10 protein-coding genes are annotated in these 18374 nt (G+C 62.3%); all 10 read right to left on the bottom strand.

Going from position 1 to position 18374, the window contains the following annotated elements; genetic code table 11:
* Window positions 1-386 precede the first annotated feature (386 nt).
* The 10 genes from ABGM93_RS02460 to ABGM93_RS02415 all read right to left on the bottom strand — a co-directional run bounded on the left by ABGM93_RS02460 (window position 387) and on the right by ABGM93_RS02415 (window position 18201).
* Entirely contained in the window at window positions 387-1571 is a 1185-nt protein-coding gene (locus ABGM93_RS02460) for a porin (protein WP_321503163.1), read from the bottom strand.
* Between the two features lie 439 nt (window positions 1572-2010).
* Window positions 2011-3219, bottom strand: coding sequence for a porin (locus tag ABGM93_RS02455; protein ID WP_321503161.1), 1209 nt, complete (start codon window positions 3217-3219; stop codon window positions 2011-2013).
* A gap of 370 nt (window positions 3220-3589) precedes the next feature.
* Complete coding sequence (gene pbpC / locus ABGM93_RS02450; protein WP_321503159.1) at window positions 3590-5707, bottom strand: penicillin-binding protein 1C; 2118 nt, start codon at window positions 5705-5707, stop codon at window positions 3590-3592.
* A 48-nt stretch (window positions 5708-5755) separates the two neighbouring features.
* On the bottom strand, window positions 5756-11275 hold the full coding sequence (locus tag ABGM93_RS02445; RefSeq protein WP_321503157.1) for an alpha-2-macroglobulin family protein: 5520 nt from the start codon (window positions 11273-11275) through the stop codon (window positions 5756-5758).
* Between the two features lie 185 nt (window positions 11276-11460).
* Window positions 11461-12936 (bottom strand): sigma-54 dependent transcriptional regulator, encoded by a 1476-nt coding sequence (locus tag ABGM93_RS02440; RefSeq protein ID WP_321503155.1) that lies wholly within the window; start codon window positions 12934-12936, stop codon window positions 11461-11463.
* A 346-nt stretch (window positions 12937-13282) separates the two neighbouring features.
* Window positions 13283-14038: a hypothetical protein gene (locus tag ABGM93_RS02435; RefSeq protein ID WP_321503153.1), complete on the bottom strand. Its 756-nt coding sequence runs from the start codon at window positions 14036-14038 to the stop codon at window positions 13283-13285.
* Between the two features lie 22 nt (window positions 14039-14060).
* Window positions 14061-15302, bottom strand: coding sequence for an alkaline phosphatase D family protein (locus ABGM93_RS02430; RefSeq protein ID WP_321503151.1), 1242 nt, complete (start codon window positions 15300-15302; stop codon window positions 14061-14063).
* 451 nt (window positions 15303-15753) lie between these two features.
* Window positions 15754-16248 (bottom strand): anthrone oxygenase family protein, encoded by a 495-nt coding sequence (locus ABGM93_RS02425; protein WP_321337607.1) that lies wholly within the window; start codon window positions 16246-16248, stop codon window positions 15754-15756.
* Between the two features lie 67 nt (window positions 16249-16315).
* A complete protein-coding gene (locus tag ABGM93_RS02420; protein WP_321503149.1) occupies window positions 16316-17143 on the bottom strand; it encodes an NAD(P)H-binding protein in 828 nt (275 codons plus the stop codon).
* 110 nt (window positions 17144-17253) lie between these two features.
* Window positions 17254-18201 carry an AraC family transcriptional regulator gene (locus tag ABGM93_RS02415; protein WP_321503147.1) on the bottom strand — a complete coding sequence of 316 codons (948 nt, stop codon included), beginning with the start codon at window positions 18199-18201 and terminating at the stop codon, window positions 17254-17256.
* Between the last annotated feature and the right edge of the window lie 173 nt (window positions 18202-18374).

The following is an 18374-nucleotide window of genomic DNA, read 5'->3' as shown; positions in this document are numbered from 1 at the left end:
TTCCCGCCACCAGTCAGCACGAGAATAGAAGTGCGACTGCCGCCCCCCCTAGGCGGGACGACCAATAGAAGAGAAAACAGAGGCTTGGCTGCTCTGAGGTCCCGTTCATGCGCATCAGCTGCCATCGCCAACGGCCCCGCGCGCCGCCCAAGCAGCCGCCCGCCAACATGTTGGGCGGAAACTTTGCATGGACGCCTCCTGCATCAATTCGCGCGCCCTCCCCTGATGTCGGCCAAGGCAAACGATACATATGCGGCGCGCGCGCCCGGGCCCAGCCTGAATCGCCACACGTCCAAGACAGCGTGATTCTTCGAAGACACTTTTGAATGCAAAAGGCCCGGCGGATTTCTCCGCCGGGCCTCTCAGTCCGATCCGGTTGGATCAGATTAGAACGTGCGCTGGACGCGGAAGATACCGACGAGATCGTCGTCGTCGGCGCTGACACCACCAACCTTGACATCAGTGTTCTGGTATTCCAGCTCAACACCCATCAGGAAGCCGGAAACCGGCGACCAGACCAGGTTGCCCTGGATGCCCCACTGATCGGCATCAACGTCAGCCAGAACGCCCTGATCGTTCTCGAACGAAGCGTAGTTGGCGGTCAGAGCGGACGACAGAGTCGGGGTCCAGTGGTGGGTGATACCACCGCCAATGCCCCAGCCAGTGGTCGTCTCGAGATTCGTGACCGACAGGCCAACGAAGTCACTGAGAATGGCCGCTTCATGCACGTAGCGCACAGCGCCGTCGGCATAGGCAGCCTGGAAGGAGATGGTGTCGCCCGGAGCAAGCATCGGAGCGTTGAAGGTCACGCCAGCGCCGATGGCCCAGCCGATCTCGGAGTCAACGATCGGGGCACCGACCGTGGAACCCTTGCCGTTGGCCTGGTGCAGGGCACCCATGACCTGGGCAGAACCCCAACCCTGGTCGACACGCAGGTTGGCAACCAGATCCGGAGCCTTGTGGCCGCCGTAGTTCGCCGCACCGTTACGCACGAAGGTCGCGTCTTCCAAGGACAGCGTGGCGGAGAAGCCGTTGCCGAAGCCGTAGGTGTAAGCGAACAGGTTGGTGCGGTGATCGGAGAAGCCCTGCTGGATGATCGAGCCCCAGTTGTCGCCGGTGTAGAAGTCGAAGAACGACTCGGCGCGACCGAAGGTGAAACCACCGAACTGGATGAAGCCGTTCCACAGCGTCACGGCCGGGGTCGTGGAGCCGCCGGAATCACCGGTGAACCACAGGTCCACATAGGTGCGCAGCAGGCCATATTCGGTGTTGGTGCGGCTGTCGAAGCGGACATAGGCACGCGCACGGGTCGTCGTGGCGTTGCCGTCACGGGTGCCCCAGGCCGTGTTGCCGTCGTCGGCAAAGTCACGGAAGCGGAACTCGACACGCATGCCGCCGCCAACGCGCAGGCAGGTCTCGGTACCCGGGATGTAGAAGAACCCCGAGCCATAGGCGTCACAGACGCGGACGTAGTCGACCGGCTCCGGAGCAACCGGAAGGTCGGCGGCGTGGGCGCCGGATGCGGCGAACACGCCAGCAGCAGCCGCTGCGAATACATAGTTCTTGATCATAATCTGGCTTCCATATCAAAGCAGGTGGGTCTTCAGTTGCGAGATCCCCTCCTCGCATGGTCAACATACCCAGTGGATTTCGCCGTGCAACGGTTTACTCCACTACGTCCGCCTTGAGATGTATCATTCGAAACACTCGTTGCTATTATGTCACTACTTTCTATGTGTTCTTTAAAATGTCTATTTGCTTCATTCGTTCATCTATTAATTTAAAATATGTATTTGAATTATGCCCTATTATACCCCCCCGCCTGCTGCAGAGCTGGGGCGTTTTGCGTTCAGGCTTTGAAAAAAGAGCAGGCCCACGAATAGGAAGCTTCGCCAATCACGCAATTCGCGACCGCATATTCTGGCCGCATCAAAATACAAAATTCAAAATACAAAAAAGGCCCGACGGATTTCTCCGTCGGGCCTCTCAGTCCAATCCGGTTGGATCAGATTAGAACGTGCGCTGGACGCGGAAGATACCGACCAGGTTGTCGTCGTCGGCGCTCACGCCACCGAGCTTGGCTTCGGTGTTCTCGTATTCGAGTTCAACACCCATGAAGAAGCCGGAAACCGGCGACCAGACCAGGTTACCCTGAACGCCCCACTGATCGATTTCGGCATCGGGCAGAGCACCGAGATCGTTCTCGAACGAGGTGTAGTAGGAGGTCAGAGCGGACGACAGCATCGGGGTCCAGTGATGGGTGATACCACCGCCAATGCCCCAACCAGTGGTCGTCTCGAGATCCGTCTGGGAAAGACCAACGAAGTCACCACCAAGGGCACTCTCATGCACATAGCGCGTTGCGCCATCGGCATAAGAAGCCTGGAAGGAGATGGTGTCGCCAGCAGCGAGCATCGGAGCGTTGAAGGTCACGCCAGCACCGATGGCAAAGCCGACCTCGGAGTCAGCGATCGGGGCACCGGTCGCGGATCCCCTGCCGTTGACCTGATGCAGGGCAGCCATGACCTGAGCCGAACCCCAGCCCTGATCAACGCGTACGTTGGCAACCAGATCCGGAGCCTTGTGGCCACCATAGACCCTGCCACCGAAGACGGGGCCGACCAGAGACTCGTTACGCACGAAGGTCGCGTCTTCCAAGGACAGCGTGGCGGAAACGCCATTGCCGAAGCCGTAGGTGTAGGCGAACAGGTTGGTGCGGTGATCAGAGAAGCCCTGCTGGATGATCGAGCCCCAGTTGTCGCCGGTGTAGAAGTCGAAGAACGACTCGGCGCGACCGAAGGTGAAGCCGCCGAACTGGATGAAGCCGTTCCAGAGCTGAACGCGCGGGGTCGTGGAGCCGCCGGAATCACCGGTGAACCACAGGTCCACATAGGTGCGCAGCAGGCCATATTCGGTGTTGGTGCGGCTGTCGAAGCGGACATAGGCACGCGCACGGGTCGTCGTGGCGTTGCCGTCACGGGTTCCCCAGGCCGTGTTGCCGTCGTCGGCAAAGTCACGGAAGCGGAGTTCGACACGCATGCCACCGCCAACGCGCAGGCAGGTCTCGGTGCCCGGGATGTAGAAGAAGCCCGAACCGTAGGCGTCGCAGACGCGGACGTAGTCGACCGGCTCCGGAGCAACCGGAAGATCGGCGGCGTGGGCGCCAGCAACAGCCAGCGTGCCCGCAGCGGCACCGAGGACGAGGGTCTTAATAGTCATTTCCTGACCTCCAAATCATAGTCACTTGGAAGAGGTCTTGGGCCCTTACCCAATTTGGCGACCGCTTCCGTTTCCCCGCGATTTGCGTCTTCGGTTGTCTCTCACGGCACTTGCCGGTCTTGAGTTGAGATCCGAAGCTGCATTGTTACGACGTTCCCGCCGTTCGCAGGGGCAACATGATCTCGAATGTTCCGCCGTTCAACCGACAAGACGGCTCGAGCAGTGTCAAACGGCCACTTAAAATCACACTGTTGCATGAAAAGCACGAAGCCCTCGATGGCCTTAAACTTCCATTAAGTTTCGGATGCCGAAAAGATATGTAATAATGACATTTCTCATGAATATTTATCATGACACATATCACGAGGGACTATCGGACCTCGACCCGGATGCGCGCCGAATTGCCGGCAGAATCAACGACGGACACCGTCGAAAAGCCCGCGCCATCGGGCTTCCAGACAATGCTCCGGCGGCTTGGAGCGATCCCGACCAGCGCCCCGTTCGAGTACCAGTAGAAGGGCGGCTTTCCGCGCCGGGCTTTCAGCATGACGCCGCCAAGCCGCTGTGCCCCCACCGTCTCAAGATCAAGAAGAGCCCCTTCCGGGGGAAAGGAAATGGCTATTTTGCCACCTTCCGCATGGCCTTGCGGGATACGGACCGTGCGCAAGGGAACAGGCAGGTCGGCGCTTGCCGCCTGAAGAGCATTCGCAGGCGCTCCCGGCAAGGCTGCAAGCGTCCGCCCCAGACGCGCAAAGGCATCGAACAGAATCGGCGCGGCCGCCAGATATCCGGTTGCTCCCGCAATGGCCGCGCCATCCGCACGCCCCGTCCACACGGCAATCACGGTTGATCCGTCATATCCCACGGCCCAGGCGTCGCGATAACCGTAAGACGTGCCGGTCTTGAAGGCGATGCGCCCGCCTATGGTTGATATTGGCGGCGGAGCCCCGGCAAGAATGTCGCCCACATACCAGGAGGCGAGCGGCGAAAGAACGTGCCCTCCCCCAGGCAACGGCCTCGGTGCGTCCGGGCCGTCCGCGATCCGCCGATCCTTTGATTCGTGAAGACGCACGGCCTCACCGCCGCGCGCAATCGCACAATAGAGTGCGGCGAGATCGTGCAATGTAACGCCCACGCCGCCAAGACCGATCGCCAGTCCGGGCATTTCGCTTTCCGGCAATTGCGGATCCATGCCCGCCACGCGCATGCGCTCCATCAGTCGCGCAGGCCCCACCGCATCCAGCATCGCCACCGCCGGAACGTTGAGGGACAAAGCCAATGCGTCCCGCACGGTGACCGTTCCGCGAAAGTCATGATCGAAGTTGGTCGGCGCATACCCGGAGATCGTCGTTGGACGGTCTTCAATCAGGCTCTGGGGCGCCGCAAGCCCCTCCTCAAACCCGAGCCCATATATAAGAGGCTTCAAAGTGGACCCTGGCGAGCGTACCGCACGGGTCATGTCGATGGCCCCACGGCGCGCTTCATCGAGATAGCCCGGAGACCCGACGGAGGCGAGAACCTCTCCGCTGGCATGATCGGCCACCACAATCGCCACAGACCGGCGATCCCCCAACCGCGCCGCGCGCATCCGCACCAGATCCTCAAGCCGCGCCTGCAAGCCCGCATCGATGGTCAACCGGTGACGCCCAGAAGCCCGATCGCCTGCAATCGCGCGGTCTGCGACATGGGCCGCCAGCATCGGAAAGGCCCGGCGGCGATCCGGCACCCGTTCGCGTGCTGCCGCCTGCGCCTCACCTTCACCAATCACACCGGCTGAGACCATCCGCGCCAACACGCGACCGCGCGCCTCCCTTGCCCGCGCACTGTGCCTGTCGGGGCGGCGATGTTCCGGCGATTGCGGAAGGGCCACCAGCAAGGCGGCCTGAGCCGGGGTCAGACGCTTCGGCTCCTTGCCGAAATAGGCAAGCGTTGCAGCGCGCACGCCTTCGATATTGCCGCCGTAAGGAGCCTTCAGGAGATAGAGCGCGAGAATCTGTTGCTTGGTGAGACGCCGCTCGATCTTCCAGGCGCACAGGATCTGATGGATCTTGCCCGCAAGCGAGCGCTGTCCACCGCACTCGATAAGCCGGGCCACCTGCATCGTCAGGGTCGAACCGCCGGAAACGATCCGCCCTGAACGCACCGTCTGCCAGGCCGCCCGACCAAGTGCCCTGAAATCCACACCGCCATGTTCGAAGAAACGCCGGTCCTCATAAGCGAGAAGCATGGACAGGAATTTCGGATCCACCTCCTCGGCGGAAACGGATAGCCGCCACCGACCATCCGCCGCCGCATAGGCTCGCAGCAACCGGTCATCCCTGTCCAGAACCTCTATCGAGCGCGCAATGGCTGCAGGATCGGGGACCGGATCATCGATCAGACGAGGCCCTATATAATAGAAGAGTGAGAATGCCAGACCGGCGAGCCCGAAGGCCCCCGCGCAAAAGACGGCAACGCGGGCCGGTTTGCGCCGGATGGCCCGCGTCACGACGGCCCGGATCCCCCTTCCCCGGTCATCACCGGTCATGGCGGCGGCCTAACGGTTCGGCCCGATCACCTCCACGCGCTCTGCATCGGTGCGCGCGAAGCGTTCGGGGCGGTACATGTCTTCAACCTGCGCGGGAGCGCGCGCATAGCTGCCGGGTGTCACGGCCCGCGCCATGTAGGCGAAGGTCGTGGTGCGCGAATCTCGGGCCGTGCGGTCAAAGGTGACGACGAACCGGTCGGCCCGGAATTCGGAATGGGTGATCTCATCATCGAGAGCCAGCCAGTCCAGCGCGCCCAGATCGCCGCTGCGCACGAGCCGCGGATTGTCGATCTCAAGCCCTGCGGGGAGCGGATCGACCAGCATCAACCGTCCCGCGACATCGTCAAGCGCACTCACCCGCAACACCACGACCACCCGTTGATTCTGGACGAGCGCGCTTGCATCCACCGGCTCGCCGTCAAGATCATAGGTCTCGCGGGTGACGGTGAAGCCATTCCCGGCGGCCATCAGAGGATTGAGCGACGGTCCGGTGATCGTGGTCGCAACATCGACCGGCTCCTGTCCGCCATTGGAGAGCTGCAACGCCGCGTTCATCAAGAGCCCACCATCCACAATGCGACTTGCCGGAGTACCCAGCGCCGCACCATCAAGGCTCAGTTTCGCGTCGGTGTCCTTCTTGAGAAGCGCATCGGCCGCCATCAGCATCCAGGCCTTGTCCTGGGTGGAAAGCCGCGCGCGCACGGAAACGCCCTTGGCAATCGCGTGGGTCAGCGCCGTCAGATCGACACCGACATTCCCGGCTTCCGCCGACAAGGCCAGAATGCCCGCCGCATCGCGGATCGGCGAGCCATAGTCGGCCCGATAGGTCCAGGCTTTCGCCTTCTCCACGTCCAACGCATCAAGCGCGGCGGCGAAGGCGCGCTGGGCCCGCTCCTGTTCACCGTAAAGAGCGGCAGCAGCCCCCAGTTGCGCCTTGGCCAGCGGCGTGGCGAAACGGTCAAGCCGGGTGTCAATATAGTAGCGGATATCGCCGATGGAGGCGCGGCCCGCCCGCGTCAGAACATAGAGGGCATAGGCCAGATCCTCGCCTCCGGTTTCAAAGTCGGAGGCATAGGCGAGGCTGTTGGCGAGATTGTCGAGTGCTTGCGTGTAGGCAAGCTCGGGCACATCGAACTTGGCCTCGCGCGCCCGGGTCAGGAAATCGGACACATAGGAATCAAGCCACAGGTTCTTGCCCGACCCGTTCGGCGACCAGACGCCGAAATCACCGCTGGAGGACTGGTTGGACAACACACCGGCCAGTGCCTTGGTCACCCGACCTTCAAGAGCCTTGTCATCCGCCATGCCGGAGGCGAGCGCCACACGGTTCAGATAAAGGAGCGGCAAGGCCGCGCTCGTGAGCTGTTCGGTACAGCCATAGGGATAGCGATTGAGCGAGGAAAGAAGCCCCGCGACATCAAGACCTGCAAGCGCGCCCGCGCTGAAGCTCACCTGCGAGGCATCCGGCCTCAGGCCATCCAGCATGTTGGATCCGAGATAGATCGATTGCCCCGGCACCAGCGAGACAAGCGAGCGCCGGGTGATGTCGGGCGAAAGATCACGCACCCCCAGAGCAAATGTCTTGGAGGCCACAGGCCCGTCCGGCCCATTGATCACCAGCGACAGCTCCGCATCCCCCACCATACGTCCCTCGATGGGAACGCGAATGGCGATACGCTGCCTCTCGTCGAGTTCCACCGTCAGATCGGAATCAGTGGCCGCAATGGCAACTTCCGGCGTTTCGGTGAAGGAGAGCGAATAGGTCCCCGCCGGGCCCTCCACATTGTCCAGTTCCACCAGCATCCGCGATGTATCGCCGGGGCTGAGGAAATGCGGAAGGCTCACGGAGGCCACCACAGGATCGCGCACGATCACATCACGATCCGCGTGACCGACGCCGGATGCGGTCCAGGCGACGGCCATGATTTTCACCGTGCCGGTGAAATCGGGAATATCGAAGGTGACGACCGCCTCTGCGTCCTCGTCCACCTTCACGATACCAGAGAACAGCGCCAACGGCTTCTGTGTTGGCGGCGGGCCTTCGGCGCGAAGGCCCATGCCGTCGCCGCCCGAACGCACCGCACCGCGCGTTCCCGCCATCCGGTCGATGAGCTGGCCATAGAGATCACGCATCTCCATGCCCAGCGCGCGCTGACCGAAATACCAGTCATCAGGCGCCGGCGGCTCGTACCGCGTCAGATTGAGAATACCCACATCCACCGCCGCAACCGTCACGTAGGCCTCGCTGCCCCGCGTCACGTTGGCGAGGTGGATCGGCAGGGTCAGCGTTGCGTTGGGGCGCATGGCTTGCGGCGCATCCAACGAGATCTCGATCTTGCGATCGCCGGGATCGACATCAAGCCAGGTCAGCCCGACGGCCCGCGACGGCATGCGCTTGGCTTCCAGATCCATCGGTCTGTAAAGCGTTGCGGTCACATAGGCCCCGGCTCCCCATTCGTCGGTGACGGGCAGTTCAACGCTTGCCTGCTTCTGACCTTCGACCTCGACCACCTTGGTGGTGATCAGCCCGTCGGCCATGACGGAAATGAGCGCCGTCCCGGAAAAGCGCGGCTCAAGCCTCAGCTTGGCGATATCACCGGGCGCATAGCGTTCCTTGTCGAGCCCCACCTCCAGAACGTCCGGCGTCTCCGCGCTGGCCTTGGCGGCATACCAGCCTGCGGAGAACTCCACGCTTGTCGCGCTGGCATCCGGCCCGCCGGTCACCTCAAGACGGTAACGCCCCCAATCGACCGGCAGCGAAAGTCGGGCCGGATCGCCCTCTCCGACCGCCACCGTCCCATTGGCGACCCGGCGCGTGGTTTTCACCGCATCGAACTGCCACGATCCGTTGGCCCTGAACCACTGGTAGTTTGTCTCGATGCGCGAGAGTTCCCAGGTGATGGCGTCGGCCGCGATCCGCTTTCCGGTCGCGTCCGCCAGAATGAGATTGAATTCCGCAGGCCCGCCTTCGCCGACGGACCCGTCAAACAGCGGACGCAGCCCGAGCCTTGCCCCATCGGGCAAGACCTCGCGCTTCAGGCTCCGTTCCACGTAGCGCCCACCCGCATCGACCAGCCGCGCAACGATCTCCGCCTCCAGAAGCTGCGTTTCGGCGGGGCTTTCGGGGAAGACGACCGAAAAGGCGAGCTTTCCCTCGGCATCCGTCTTCAAGCCGGAAGGCAGCGAGCCGGAGGTCGGGTAGGCCTGCTCATCCTCCAGACCGAAGAAATACCCCTTGAAGGCGGTCCATGTACGTGTCGGGCGCAGCTGCACCTCACCTTCAAGCTTCATGTCACCCGCGGGCGCGCCATAGAGATAGTCGGCCTGAACCGTCACCTCGGCGGGCTCATCCAGCGAAAAATGCTCCGCGGCGCTGTCCAGCTCGAACGCCACCCGCTCCGGCTCGAAATCCTCCACCAGGAAGTTGACGGTCGAAAGAGCCTCGCCCTTGGGGTCTGCGTGAACGGCGAGCGTCCAGGTGCCAAACATGGCGCTTTGCGGCAAACGCAGGTCGACCGCATGCCCGCCAAGCCCGGCATCCGCAGACACGATACGCGCCTGCTCCACCCCGTCGGGACGGGTGAAAATGAATGTCATGGGAAGGTGCGGCTGGGCATTGGCCTTCTCGTCACGCGCCAGAGCAACCGCATGAACGCTCGCACCGGGCCGATAGACCCCGCGTTCGGTATAGGCATAGGTGTCGATCGGGCCTGGCGCAGGCCGCCCATCAACGCCACGATCGGTCAGATCGAACGGCGCCTTGGTGAGATCCAGGAAGGCATAGTCGCCGCCAGACACTTGCGCATTCAAGACAGCCGGGCGATTGCCGCCCGTGCCGCGCGACAGCCCCGGATCAAACGTGGCCCGCCCCGCCGCATCTGTCACCGCCTTGCCCAGGACCTCGTTATTTGCCGCAACAAGGGTGACGGCGACATCGGCGACGGCCTTGGCACTGGAAAGCGAACGCACAAAGACATGCAGCCCGTCCCGCCCCGAATAGGTCGTCAAGCCGAGATCGGACACGATGAACCATTGTGTCGCGAAGGGTCCCCACTTGTTGTTCGTGTCGTTCGGAACCTTGGCCACCAGCGCATAGGCACCGGGTGTCATGTCGAGCTTGATATCGTCGAGCGGGATGGCCGTGGTCACGTCTTGGTTAAGCTCGTTGCCAACCTCCACCGTGCCTTCCCAGATCTTTGAACCGACGTCATCGCCCAACTGGCTGGTCCGCCATGAGCTGAGCTGATCAAGGAAGTTGTTTTCACGAACAAGGTCGGCAAGCGCACGGTCGCTGACCCGATAGATCTCCGCCTCCAGCGTGTCCGTGTTGACGGTGACGACCGGGATGGTCGGATCCTTGCCGCGTGGCAGCACATAGGCGCGGCCCATGAAGCGAACCGTGGGGGACCGATCCCGTACATAAACGGTCAGATCGGACGCCTTTTCCAGCGTCTCGCCATCTGCCGCGGGCAACCCCGGACGCACCGAAATATCGTAGCGCGCCCCATGGCGCACACCATCCACGCAAATCTGGCTGTCTTCGCCAACCACGGAGGTGCCCGGCGCGCCGGTGACGGCCACGAAATCGGCGAGGTTCGGACGGCTGGTGCTCAGCTTGTCGGAGAAGACGAGGCAGATACGCGGCGAGGCCGCATCGGAATCCACCTTGTGCTCCGTGATGCGAAAGCCATGTTCGGCGACGACAGCATCATAATCGGCGCGAAGCCGGGCATTCTCGCGAATGGCGAGGGCCGCACGGTAGCTGCGGATGGCAGGCTTCCAGAGCTGACGGGCTTTCAGCGAAACCGCCATGGCTTCGAGCGCGCGGATACGCTGATCGTCATCGACCGCACGGATATAGGCGTTTACCGCCGAAGCCGTCGCCGCCTCGCGCATACGCCGCTTTTCGCGCCAATCATCAGGGCTTGCCGAGGACGCAGCTCTCGACATGGAAAGCCAGAGATCGGACCGTTCCTGGGCCAGAACCAGCGCACGACCGAAAGAGGTGACAGCCTCCTCCAGGTTGCCTGCGGTCGACGCGGCCTCTGCCTGATCAATCAATGCGCCCAGCCCCAGCGAGCCGGGATCATAACGTGTGGCGAGGCTGGCGGCGAAGCGGTCCGCCTCCTGACGCAGTGAGGAGGGAAGATAGTCGAGCTCGGCGCGACGTTGCGCGGTCTCCTGCGCCGAAGCCTGCGGTTTGACCTCCACAACACGCCCGGCAATGGCCCCTGCGAAACTGCGCAGATCCCCGAAATCGCTTTTCAGGAAGCACCAGCGTGCCTCTTCATTGTAGGTGAAGGCCTTGCACTCGGGATCATCAAGACAGATGGCCTTGCAGGCCTCCAGATCGACATCCTTGGCGGTGCGATAATCCGCGCCGAAATAGTCCGCATTGGGAACGGTCACGATGCGGCGTTCCGCGGCCGTGGCGCCAGCGCCCAGCAGGAGGGACAGACCGAAAGCGGCAATGCCCCTCAGAGCCCCGCCCCCGAGCGTTTCGACCCAGCGCTTGCGCTCGCCATCCATGACTGTGACCTCCAGAAACGGGATCGGGAGGCGCTTGTCGCGCGGCGACTCGCATCGTCAGGTCAGCGGCTCCCGGTTTTCGCCTGTCAGTGAAGACGTGCGGGACCAAGAAAGCAAGCCGAAACACCCGCAGAAGTGGCGACTGCGGCCATCTCCAACCATTGAAAAACAAGCTGGGGCCGGATCTATCGCCCCATCGTCCAGCTATCCCGCTTGCGATAAAGTGTGGACGGGCTGACGCCCAGCATCTTTGCCGCGCGCGGCAGGGAACCGTCGCAGGCATCGATGGTCGCCTCGATGAAGTTGCGCTCCATGTCCGCAAGCGTGATGCCGATATCGACCTTGAGGACCGGGCCTTCATCCTCATGCGGATCATCCGCGACCGTTTGCATATCCGACGCGGATGCATCTTCGGCCGCGCCTGGCTTCTCCGCGTCCTGCGGGCTCTCAGGCGTCTCGTTCGCGATGGCACCACCGAGAAAGGACGGCAGCATGTCCACGCTGAGAGACACGCCGTCATGTGCCGCCACCGCCTCATGGATCACCGAATGAAGCTCGCGCACATTGCCCGGCCAGTCATAGGCGGCGATTGCCGCGCGCGCTTCCGGCGTGAGAGTGCGAAAGCGCTTGCCCGCCTCCGCTGCCGCCTCGCGCAAGGTCCGCCCGGCTATTTCCACCGCATCCCCGCCCCGATCACGCAGAGCCGGCAAGTGAATCGGAAGGACATGCAGGCGATAGAAGAGATCCTGACGGAAACGCCCCGCGGTCACCTCCTTCATCGGATCGCGGTCGGTATCGCAGATGACACGTACATCGACGTCGTTGACCGGGACCTGGCCGTCCGTCGAGTTTCCGAACGGCACATGGCTCCCCGTCTGGAGAAACTTCAGGATCTTCTCCTGAAGCGGCAGGTCCAGCGCGCAAATCTCGCGAATGAAAAGGGTGCCACCATTCGCCTTGGCAATCGCTCCGCCGGGTCCGAAATCCGTGTCGATTTCGAGCTCGGGCGCATAGCCGAAAATGGAAGCATCCAGCTTGTCCTGTGCGACGGCGGTGCAGTCCACACAAACGAAAGGCGCCCCCGCATTCGGCCCGGCCTTGTGGATCGCGTTGGCGCACACGATCTTTCCCGTCCCGCGTTCGCCCGTAATGAAAACGGTCGCGCGCGACGCCGCCACGCTCTCCATCATCCGGTAGACCGAGCGCATCGCAACAGAGCGCCCGATAAACCCGAAATAGCCCGCAGGCCCCATATCCGGACTGAGATCTTCCACCGCCGCATGAAGCATGGCCCGTTCGCGCGCATTGCGCAGCGCCGTGACAAGTTTCAAAGCGCTGACCGGCTCGATCAGAAAATCATAGGCGCCGCGCACCCGGTTTGCCGTCGGCTCGCCCTCGTTTTTCAAGGCAATCAAGGCTGTGTGCGAGAGGTTTCGCTCCCTGAGCGCGCGCAGCAAGGCCACCCCCTCCATGTCAGGCAGCCTCTCGCCAACCAGCCAGACCTGTGGCACCGGTTTCTGCGCGAAAGCCAGGGCCGCGGCCCCATCGGCCACATGCTCGACGGCAAGCCCCGCATCGCGCAGGATTTTCTCCCTGTCCCCCACCATCAACACATCGCCAACGGCAAGGATAACCGGTTTGCCGAATTCCCCGTCACTCATTCTCATTCTCCGCGGCGGCCCCGTCTGCGCCCCCGGCCCCGCCACACTGTGCGGGGCCAATCCGAACGATAGACGAATCCCATTTTGCAAAGCTTAAGCCCAAGCGGAAAAATGCCAACTCCGCCCGCCTCCAGGTCGCGACGCGCGGACATGGCTCCCTCTCCGCACCGCAACGATGCCCCTCAGGATGCCCGAACCGACATCCCGATCCGGCGTTTCCGACAGGCTGCCATTCAGGGTATTCCAAGGAAAACATGGGCTTGATGGCCGGTCCAGCATAACCGTCTGACCCGCCTCAGGCGGCCCGGCTTCGGACAGCGATGGATGGTGATGGGAGCAATGAGCGTTACGCGGTTCCCAGATAATGCTCGGTGTGCCACATGCCCCGGATCGCCTCAGCACCTTGCTGGTTGATCTGGAACTCGTGCCACCACCTGGCCGCCTGCCAGATGGCCTCCGGACAGCTTGCGCGGCTTTCAAGCCCCGGCGTCAGATCGTACCCGTTTGCGGAACACAGCGCCTCGATAAAGGCCGCAGAGGGAAGCCCGTACCCATCGAAGAGAGGGTTGGCGGCTCGTCCCACGCCCCACACATAACCCAGCCAAAGCACGAGCAACTCGACACAATCGAGATCCACGCGCTGCCTCTTGAATTGCAGGATCGTCTTCTTCATGTCGCTGAGCTTCACCGGAATCCGCATCACCGCGATATTCGGGTACATGTTCTTGCTGGAATAGTTGGAAAGATGCGCCTCCTCGACCGCATTATCGGATGGCGGATAGCCAAACCCTTCCGCAGGTTCCAGCGATATCTCCCACAACGCGCCTTTTTCGGTCGGCCCGGACCCTTGCAGCAGGGCGACATGAGACCAGTGGCTGGGCGTCATGTCGTTTCGCATGTGGCCTTGCGCAACGCGCGTGTGAAAATAGGACTGCTTCTTCCCGCCGATGAGCACGAGATAGGACATTCCCTTCGCCCCGTCTTCGCCTGCAAGCGTTTCAAGGTGACGACGAAACCACGTCTCGTTGTTCTCGTTACCCCTGCGGGGCTCGCGAACAAATTGCGGATTGAGCTCCTTGGCCGTGGAAGAAATAATATTCAACACGTCATGTCCCCCAAATTTTTCAACGCAAAAGGCCGAGGTCTATTTCTCTCGGAGAGTTCGGCCTTTCGTGGACCTCATAATATGTAACCTTGGCCTCAATCCCGCCGGCGGCCTGCCGGAATGCGAGCATCGCGAGTTGATCTCCCTGATGCTTGCAGACGACGTCTGTCGTGAAGCGCTTGCCAAAGACTTGCGGGGCGAAATACGGCTCCGGGTCTGGCGCGGAGGCATGACGCGGCCAGCGCGTCCTCTCGCCCCGGAAAAACCTGCGAAATCCGGCACCGATGCTCCTCAGCTGATCGTTGCCGATTGTCGTCACCAGCGAGGACGGCGAGCAGATGATCTCGATGAATCTCGTGCGCCCTTCCTCCCGGATCCGGGTGACGCGCCCCCAGTGAACGTCTCCGGTGAGCAGCAGGACGGGCCGCCCGGCATCGGCCAGCCGCCGAAGGGCCTTCAGGATGCTCTCGTAGTCGCCGTAATTGGACAAAACCCAGTCCGCTGCGGCTCCCTGGATTTTGCCGACCGGCTTGTCGAGGAGCGACTGTCCCGTCACCACGGCCCCGATCTTGCGCCCGGCGATCAGGCGATCGACCCACTCGTTGAGCTGTTGCAGCCCGGATGGCCCAAGGGTTGCGGTTCGGTCATCCTGTCTTTGCGATCGCTGATCGAGGACCATGATCGAAAGCGGATCGACATCGACAACGATGTTGTCGCCACGCGCGGCTGGCGGTGTGCACTGGAAGGCGTCATAGACCTGATCGGCAGCAACCTTCCACCGCTCCCGCGACGCCTTTTTCCATGAGTTCTGAATGATGGGAGAAGCGTGGGGAAAGTTGTTCCAGTATTCGTGATCATCGGGACAAAACACCGCCGGGGCGGCGTTGAACAGCGGTTCCAGCCCGAGATTCGTGGTCCAGTTGGTGCGGTAATAGCGCTCGAACCGGTCCGCCAACTTTGCACTGTCATCGGGATAATTGTTGAGCGTCGGCAGATCCAGATAGACCTGATCGCCCATGAACAGCGAAAGATCCTGACGTTGCGCGGCCGGAATATTCTGAAAGACCCTGGCAAGCAGCGCCTGGTGGTTTTCCGCCTGATGGAAGCAGGAACACAACAGAACGCGAAACCAGTCCTCCCGCCCGATCGAAGAGGGAAACGGCCTCACCTCCAGCCGCGCCGACGATCCGGCAGCCTCGACGTCCACCACGTCGAAAGGCGTATCCGCCCCGCCGGCCGCGAACTCGAACACGCCAGTCATGACGGTATTGCGAAATGCATGCGACGGGGCGAGCGGACGCAGAACAGCTGGCTGGGCAGCCGCACCGTTCAGTTTCCATTTCACAAGCGGGGGCTCACCCTGCGCGCCATCCGCGCACAGCCAAACCCGTATCCGGTCTTTCGTGGCAGCACGAGCGTGCAATGTCAGCCCGGCCATCCCCCCTCCCAGTCGGTATGCTCAAATCCTGAAATTATCTCTCACGCAAAAGCACATTACGCTACGCAATCTTCAAGCCCGATACTCTCCCCCACCTCACCCCGGGGGCCCGTTCTACTGAGGTTACGACATCGCGCCCAAGTTGGCCAAGACAATCTCCCCTCTCGAACCTGCTCGTTCGCTTCCCGTTGCCTAGGAGGGGCTTTGCTTATCCTGATGCGGGCGGGATTGAGGCCCGGATACATCCGGACCTGCAAGCCGCCGCAGGCACCACTCAGGAAAGAGATACCCAGGCAAGCGCCCGCAACATCAAGGCGGCGGAGACAACGCAAGCGAGTGTGCGCAGCGTGTTGAAGAACGTCCAACGCGGCACATAGGTGGCCTGCCAATAGGCAAGTGTGCCATCGGCCTTGGGGTCCATCCCGGCCAGAGCTTCATTCATCGGCACATTGAAAGCCACGGTGACCGCAAAGCACCCCACCAGATAGACCAGCGCCGCCCAAAGCATGAGCGTTCCCGCGGGCCCCTCAACACTGGTCCAGGCATAGCCTAGAATGAGCATTGAAACCCCGGTCATGCCGAGAAACAAGGTCATGAAGACCCAGCGAAAGACCTCGCGGTTGATGACCTGCATGGCCTCCACGCCACCGACGCCCCTCGTGCGGGCCAAAGACCGCATGACGAAATCGGAAAAGGTCAGAAAAGCGCCACCGACAAGCGCATAGGCAAGAACGGTGAATTGCATCAAGACGAACATGAAAGGCGACATCTCACTCTCCTTTTTCTCCCTTGAGCGAGACGAAAGAAGCTGCCTTTCCGCCTCGCTATTGCCCCGTTCAGGCCGCCTGAGCCCAGGCGCCGGAGGCCGCAGTCCGCGTTGCGAAATCCGAAAAGTCGCGCGGCGCCCGCCCCAATGCCCGCTGAACGCCGTCGCCCAGGTGCGCGTTGCGACCATCCAGCGTTTCACGCGCGATCGCGGTTACGAGATCGGCGAAGTCCGTCCCGGCCGATGCCGCAATACCGGCGTGAAACGCCTCGAACGAAATCGGCATGTGCCGGATTTCCCGCCCGATCGCCGCCGAGAGATCCGCCGCCATTTCGGCGAATGTCATCAGCCGGGGGCCCGTAACCTCGTAAAGCTCGCCCTTGTGGCGCTCATCCGTCAGCGCGGCTGCCGCCACATCGGCAATATCTTCGATGTCGATGATCGGTTCGGCGATATCTCCCCCGGGCATCGGCAGCACACCGGCAAGCACGGGCTGAAGAAACGCGCCTTCACTGAAGTTCTGGGCAAACCACGCCGCACGAACAATGGTGAAATCGACGCCCGAAGCGCGCACGACCTCTTCGCCGAGACGTGCGTGATGTTCGCCACGCCCGGAAAGAAGAACGAGGTGAGAAACGCCCGCAGCCTTCGCCGTCTCGCACAGGGATTCCAGTTTCTCCACGGCGCCGGGTACGGCCAGATCGGGGTAATAGGTCACATAGGCGGCGCGCACACCGTCCATCGCGCCAGCCCATGTCTGCGGCGCGTCCCAATCGAAGGGTGTTGGCGATTTCCGCGAACCGCGACGCACCGAAAGTCCCTGCGCCTCAAGCCGGGCACACACGCGCGAGCCGGTCTTGCCGGTGGCGCCGATGACGAGAATTGGTTGGGTCTGCATGAAAAGTCCTCCTTGGGTTGCAGGAATGCGAAGGAGGAATAGGTCACGCACGCGGGTACGGTCTTGACCGGCCTCGCCACGGTTTTGACATTGGTCGCCAATTGCCGGGCCTAGCCGGAGGCGTGGTCCTTTCGGAAGCTCGCCGGTGTTATCCCGACCCAGCGCTTGAAGGCGCGCGTGAAGGAACTCTGCTCCGAAAACCCGGTCAGAAACGCAATTTCCGCCAGCGTGTAATTCGGTTCGCGCAGAAGCCCTTCGGCCAGATCGCGCCGCGTCTCTTCCGTCAGGCCCTGAAAATTCAAGCCCTGTTCGGATAGACGACGGTGGAACGATCGCCCGCTCAAGCCGAGCTCATGGGCGATATCTTCCATTTTCGGCACACCTTCGCTCAAGCCCTGCGCAATCGCGTCCCTTGCGCGCCTGACCAGCGTGTCCTCTGGCGCGATTTGCGACAATTCCGCGTCCAGATGCGATGTCAGATAGCGCGAAATGCCCTCATCGCCGAGGATGTTGGCCCGCCCCAGTGCCTCATCGGAAATCCGCAAGGCATCCAGCTCCGCATCGAACCGCAAGGGACACCCGAACCACGCTTCATGCGCGTCGGTTCGTTTCGGGGCGGAATGCCGGATCAGCACCTCGATCGGCACAAAAGGCGCAGAGCTGACCTGCCGGACCAGCGAGACGGCACTGGCCAGCGTCGTTTCGTTCGACAGGCGCAGGCCGAGTCGGCGCGGCCCCAAGCGGTGCAGGATGAACAATGTCCCTTGAGGGTCCGGCCGAACCTCATAGGAAACCACGCTGGTCCAGAGCCTTGCGTAACGCTCCACCCGCGACAGGGAGCCACGCAAATCGGGGGCGGCCTTCCACGCCAGACCCAGGGCACCATAGTCGTCGCAACGCATCGAAGCCCCGCCGCGAACCGGCAGATCCGTCACGTCCGTCTGTTCCGCAATGCCCTCCAGCAGATCATAGTAGGCCGTATCGGGGATCATGACCTTGGGATCCCACGCACCTTCCGGATCCAGCCCGGCGGCTTGCAGCAAGGCGGGCCCATCCACGCCCTCTCCTGCCGCGGCGACCATTTTCCGAGCAAAGAGAGACGTCACATAGGCCATGCCCCGAACCCATCATTTTTCCGCAGCGGCACTTTAGAGGGTTTTTCCGAAATACCGAACCCGAAGGGGGCCTCAAACAATCGGTCCATTTAAGGTCGCAACGCCCGGCAGCCCCC

It is taken from the genome of Breoghania sp., from assembly GCF_963674635.1.
GTDB lineage: Bacteria > Pseudomonadota > Alphaproteobacteria > Rhizobiales > Stappiaceae > Breoghania.
This window is presented reverse-complemented; position numbering and strand designations above follow the sequence as displayed.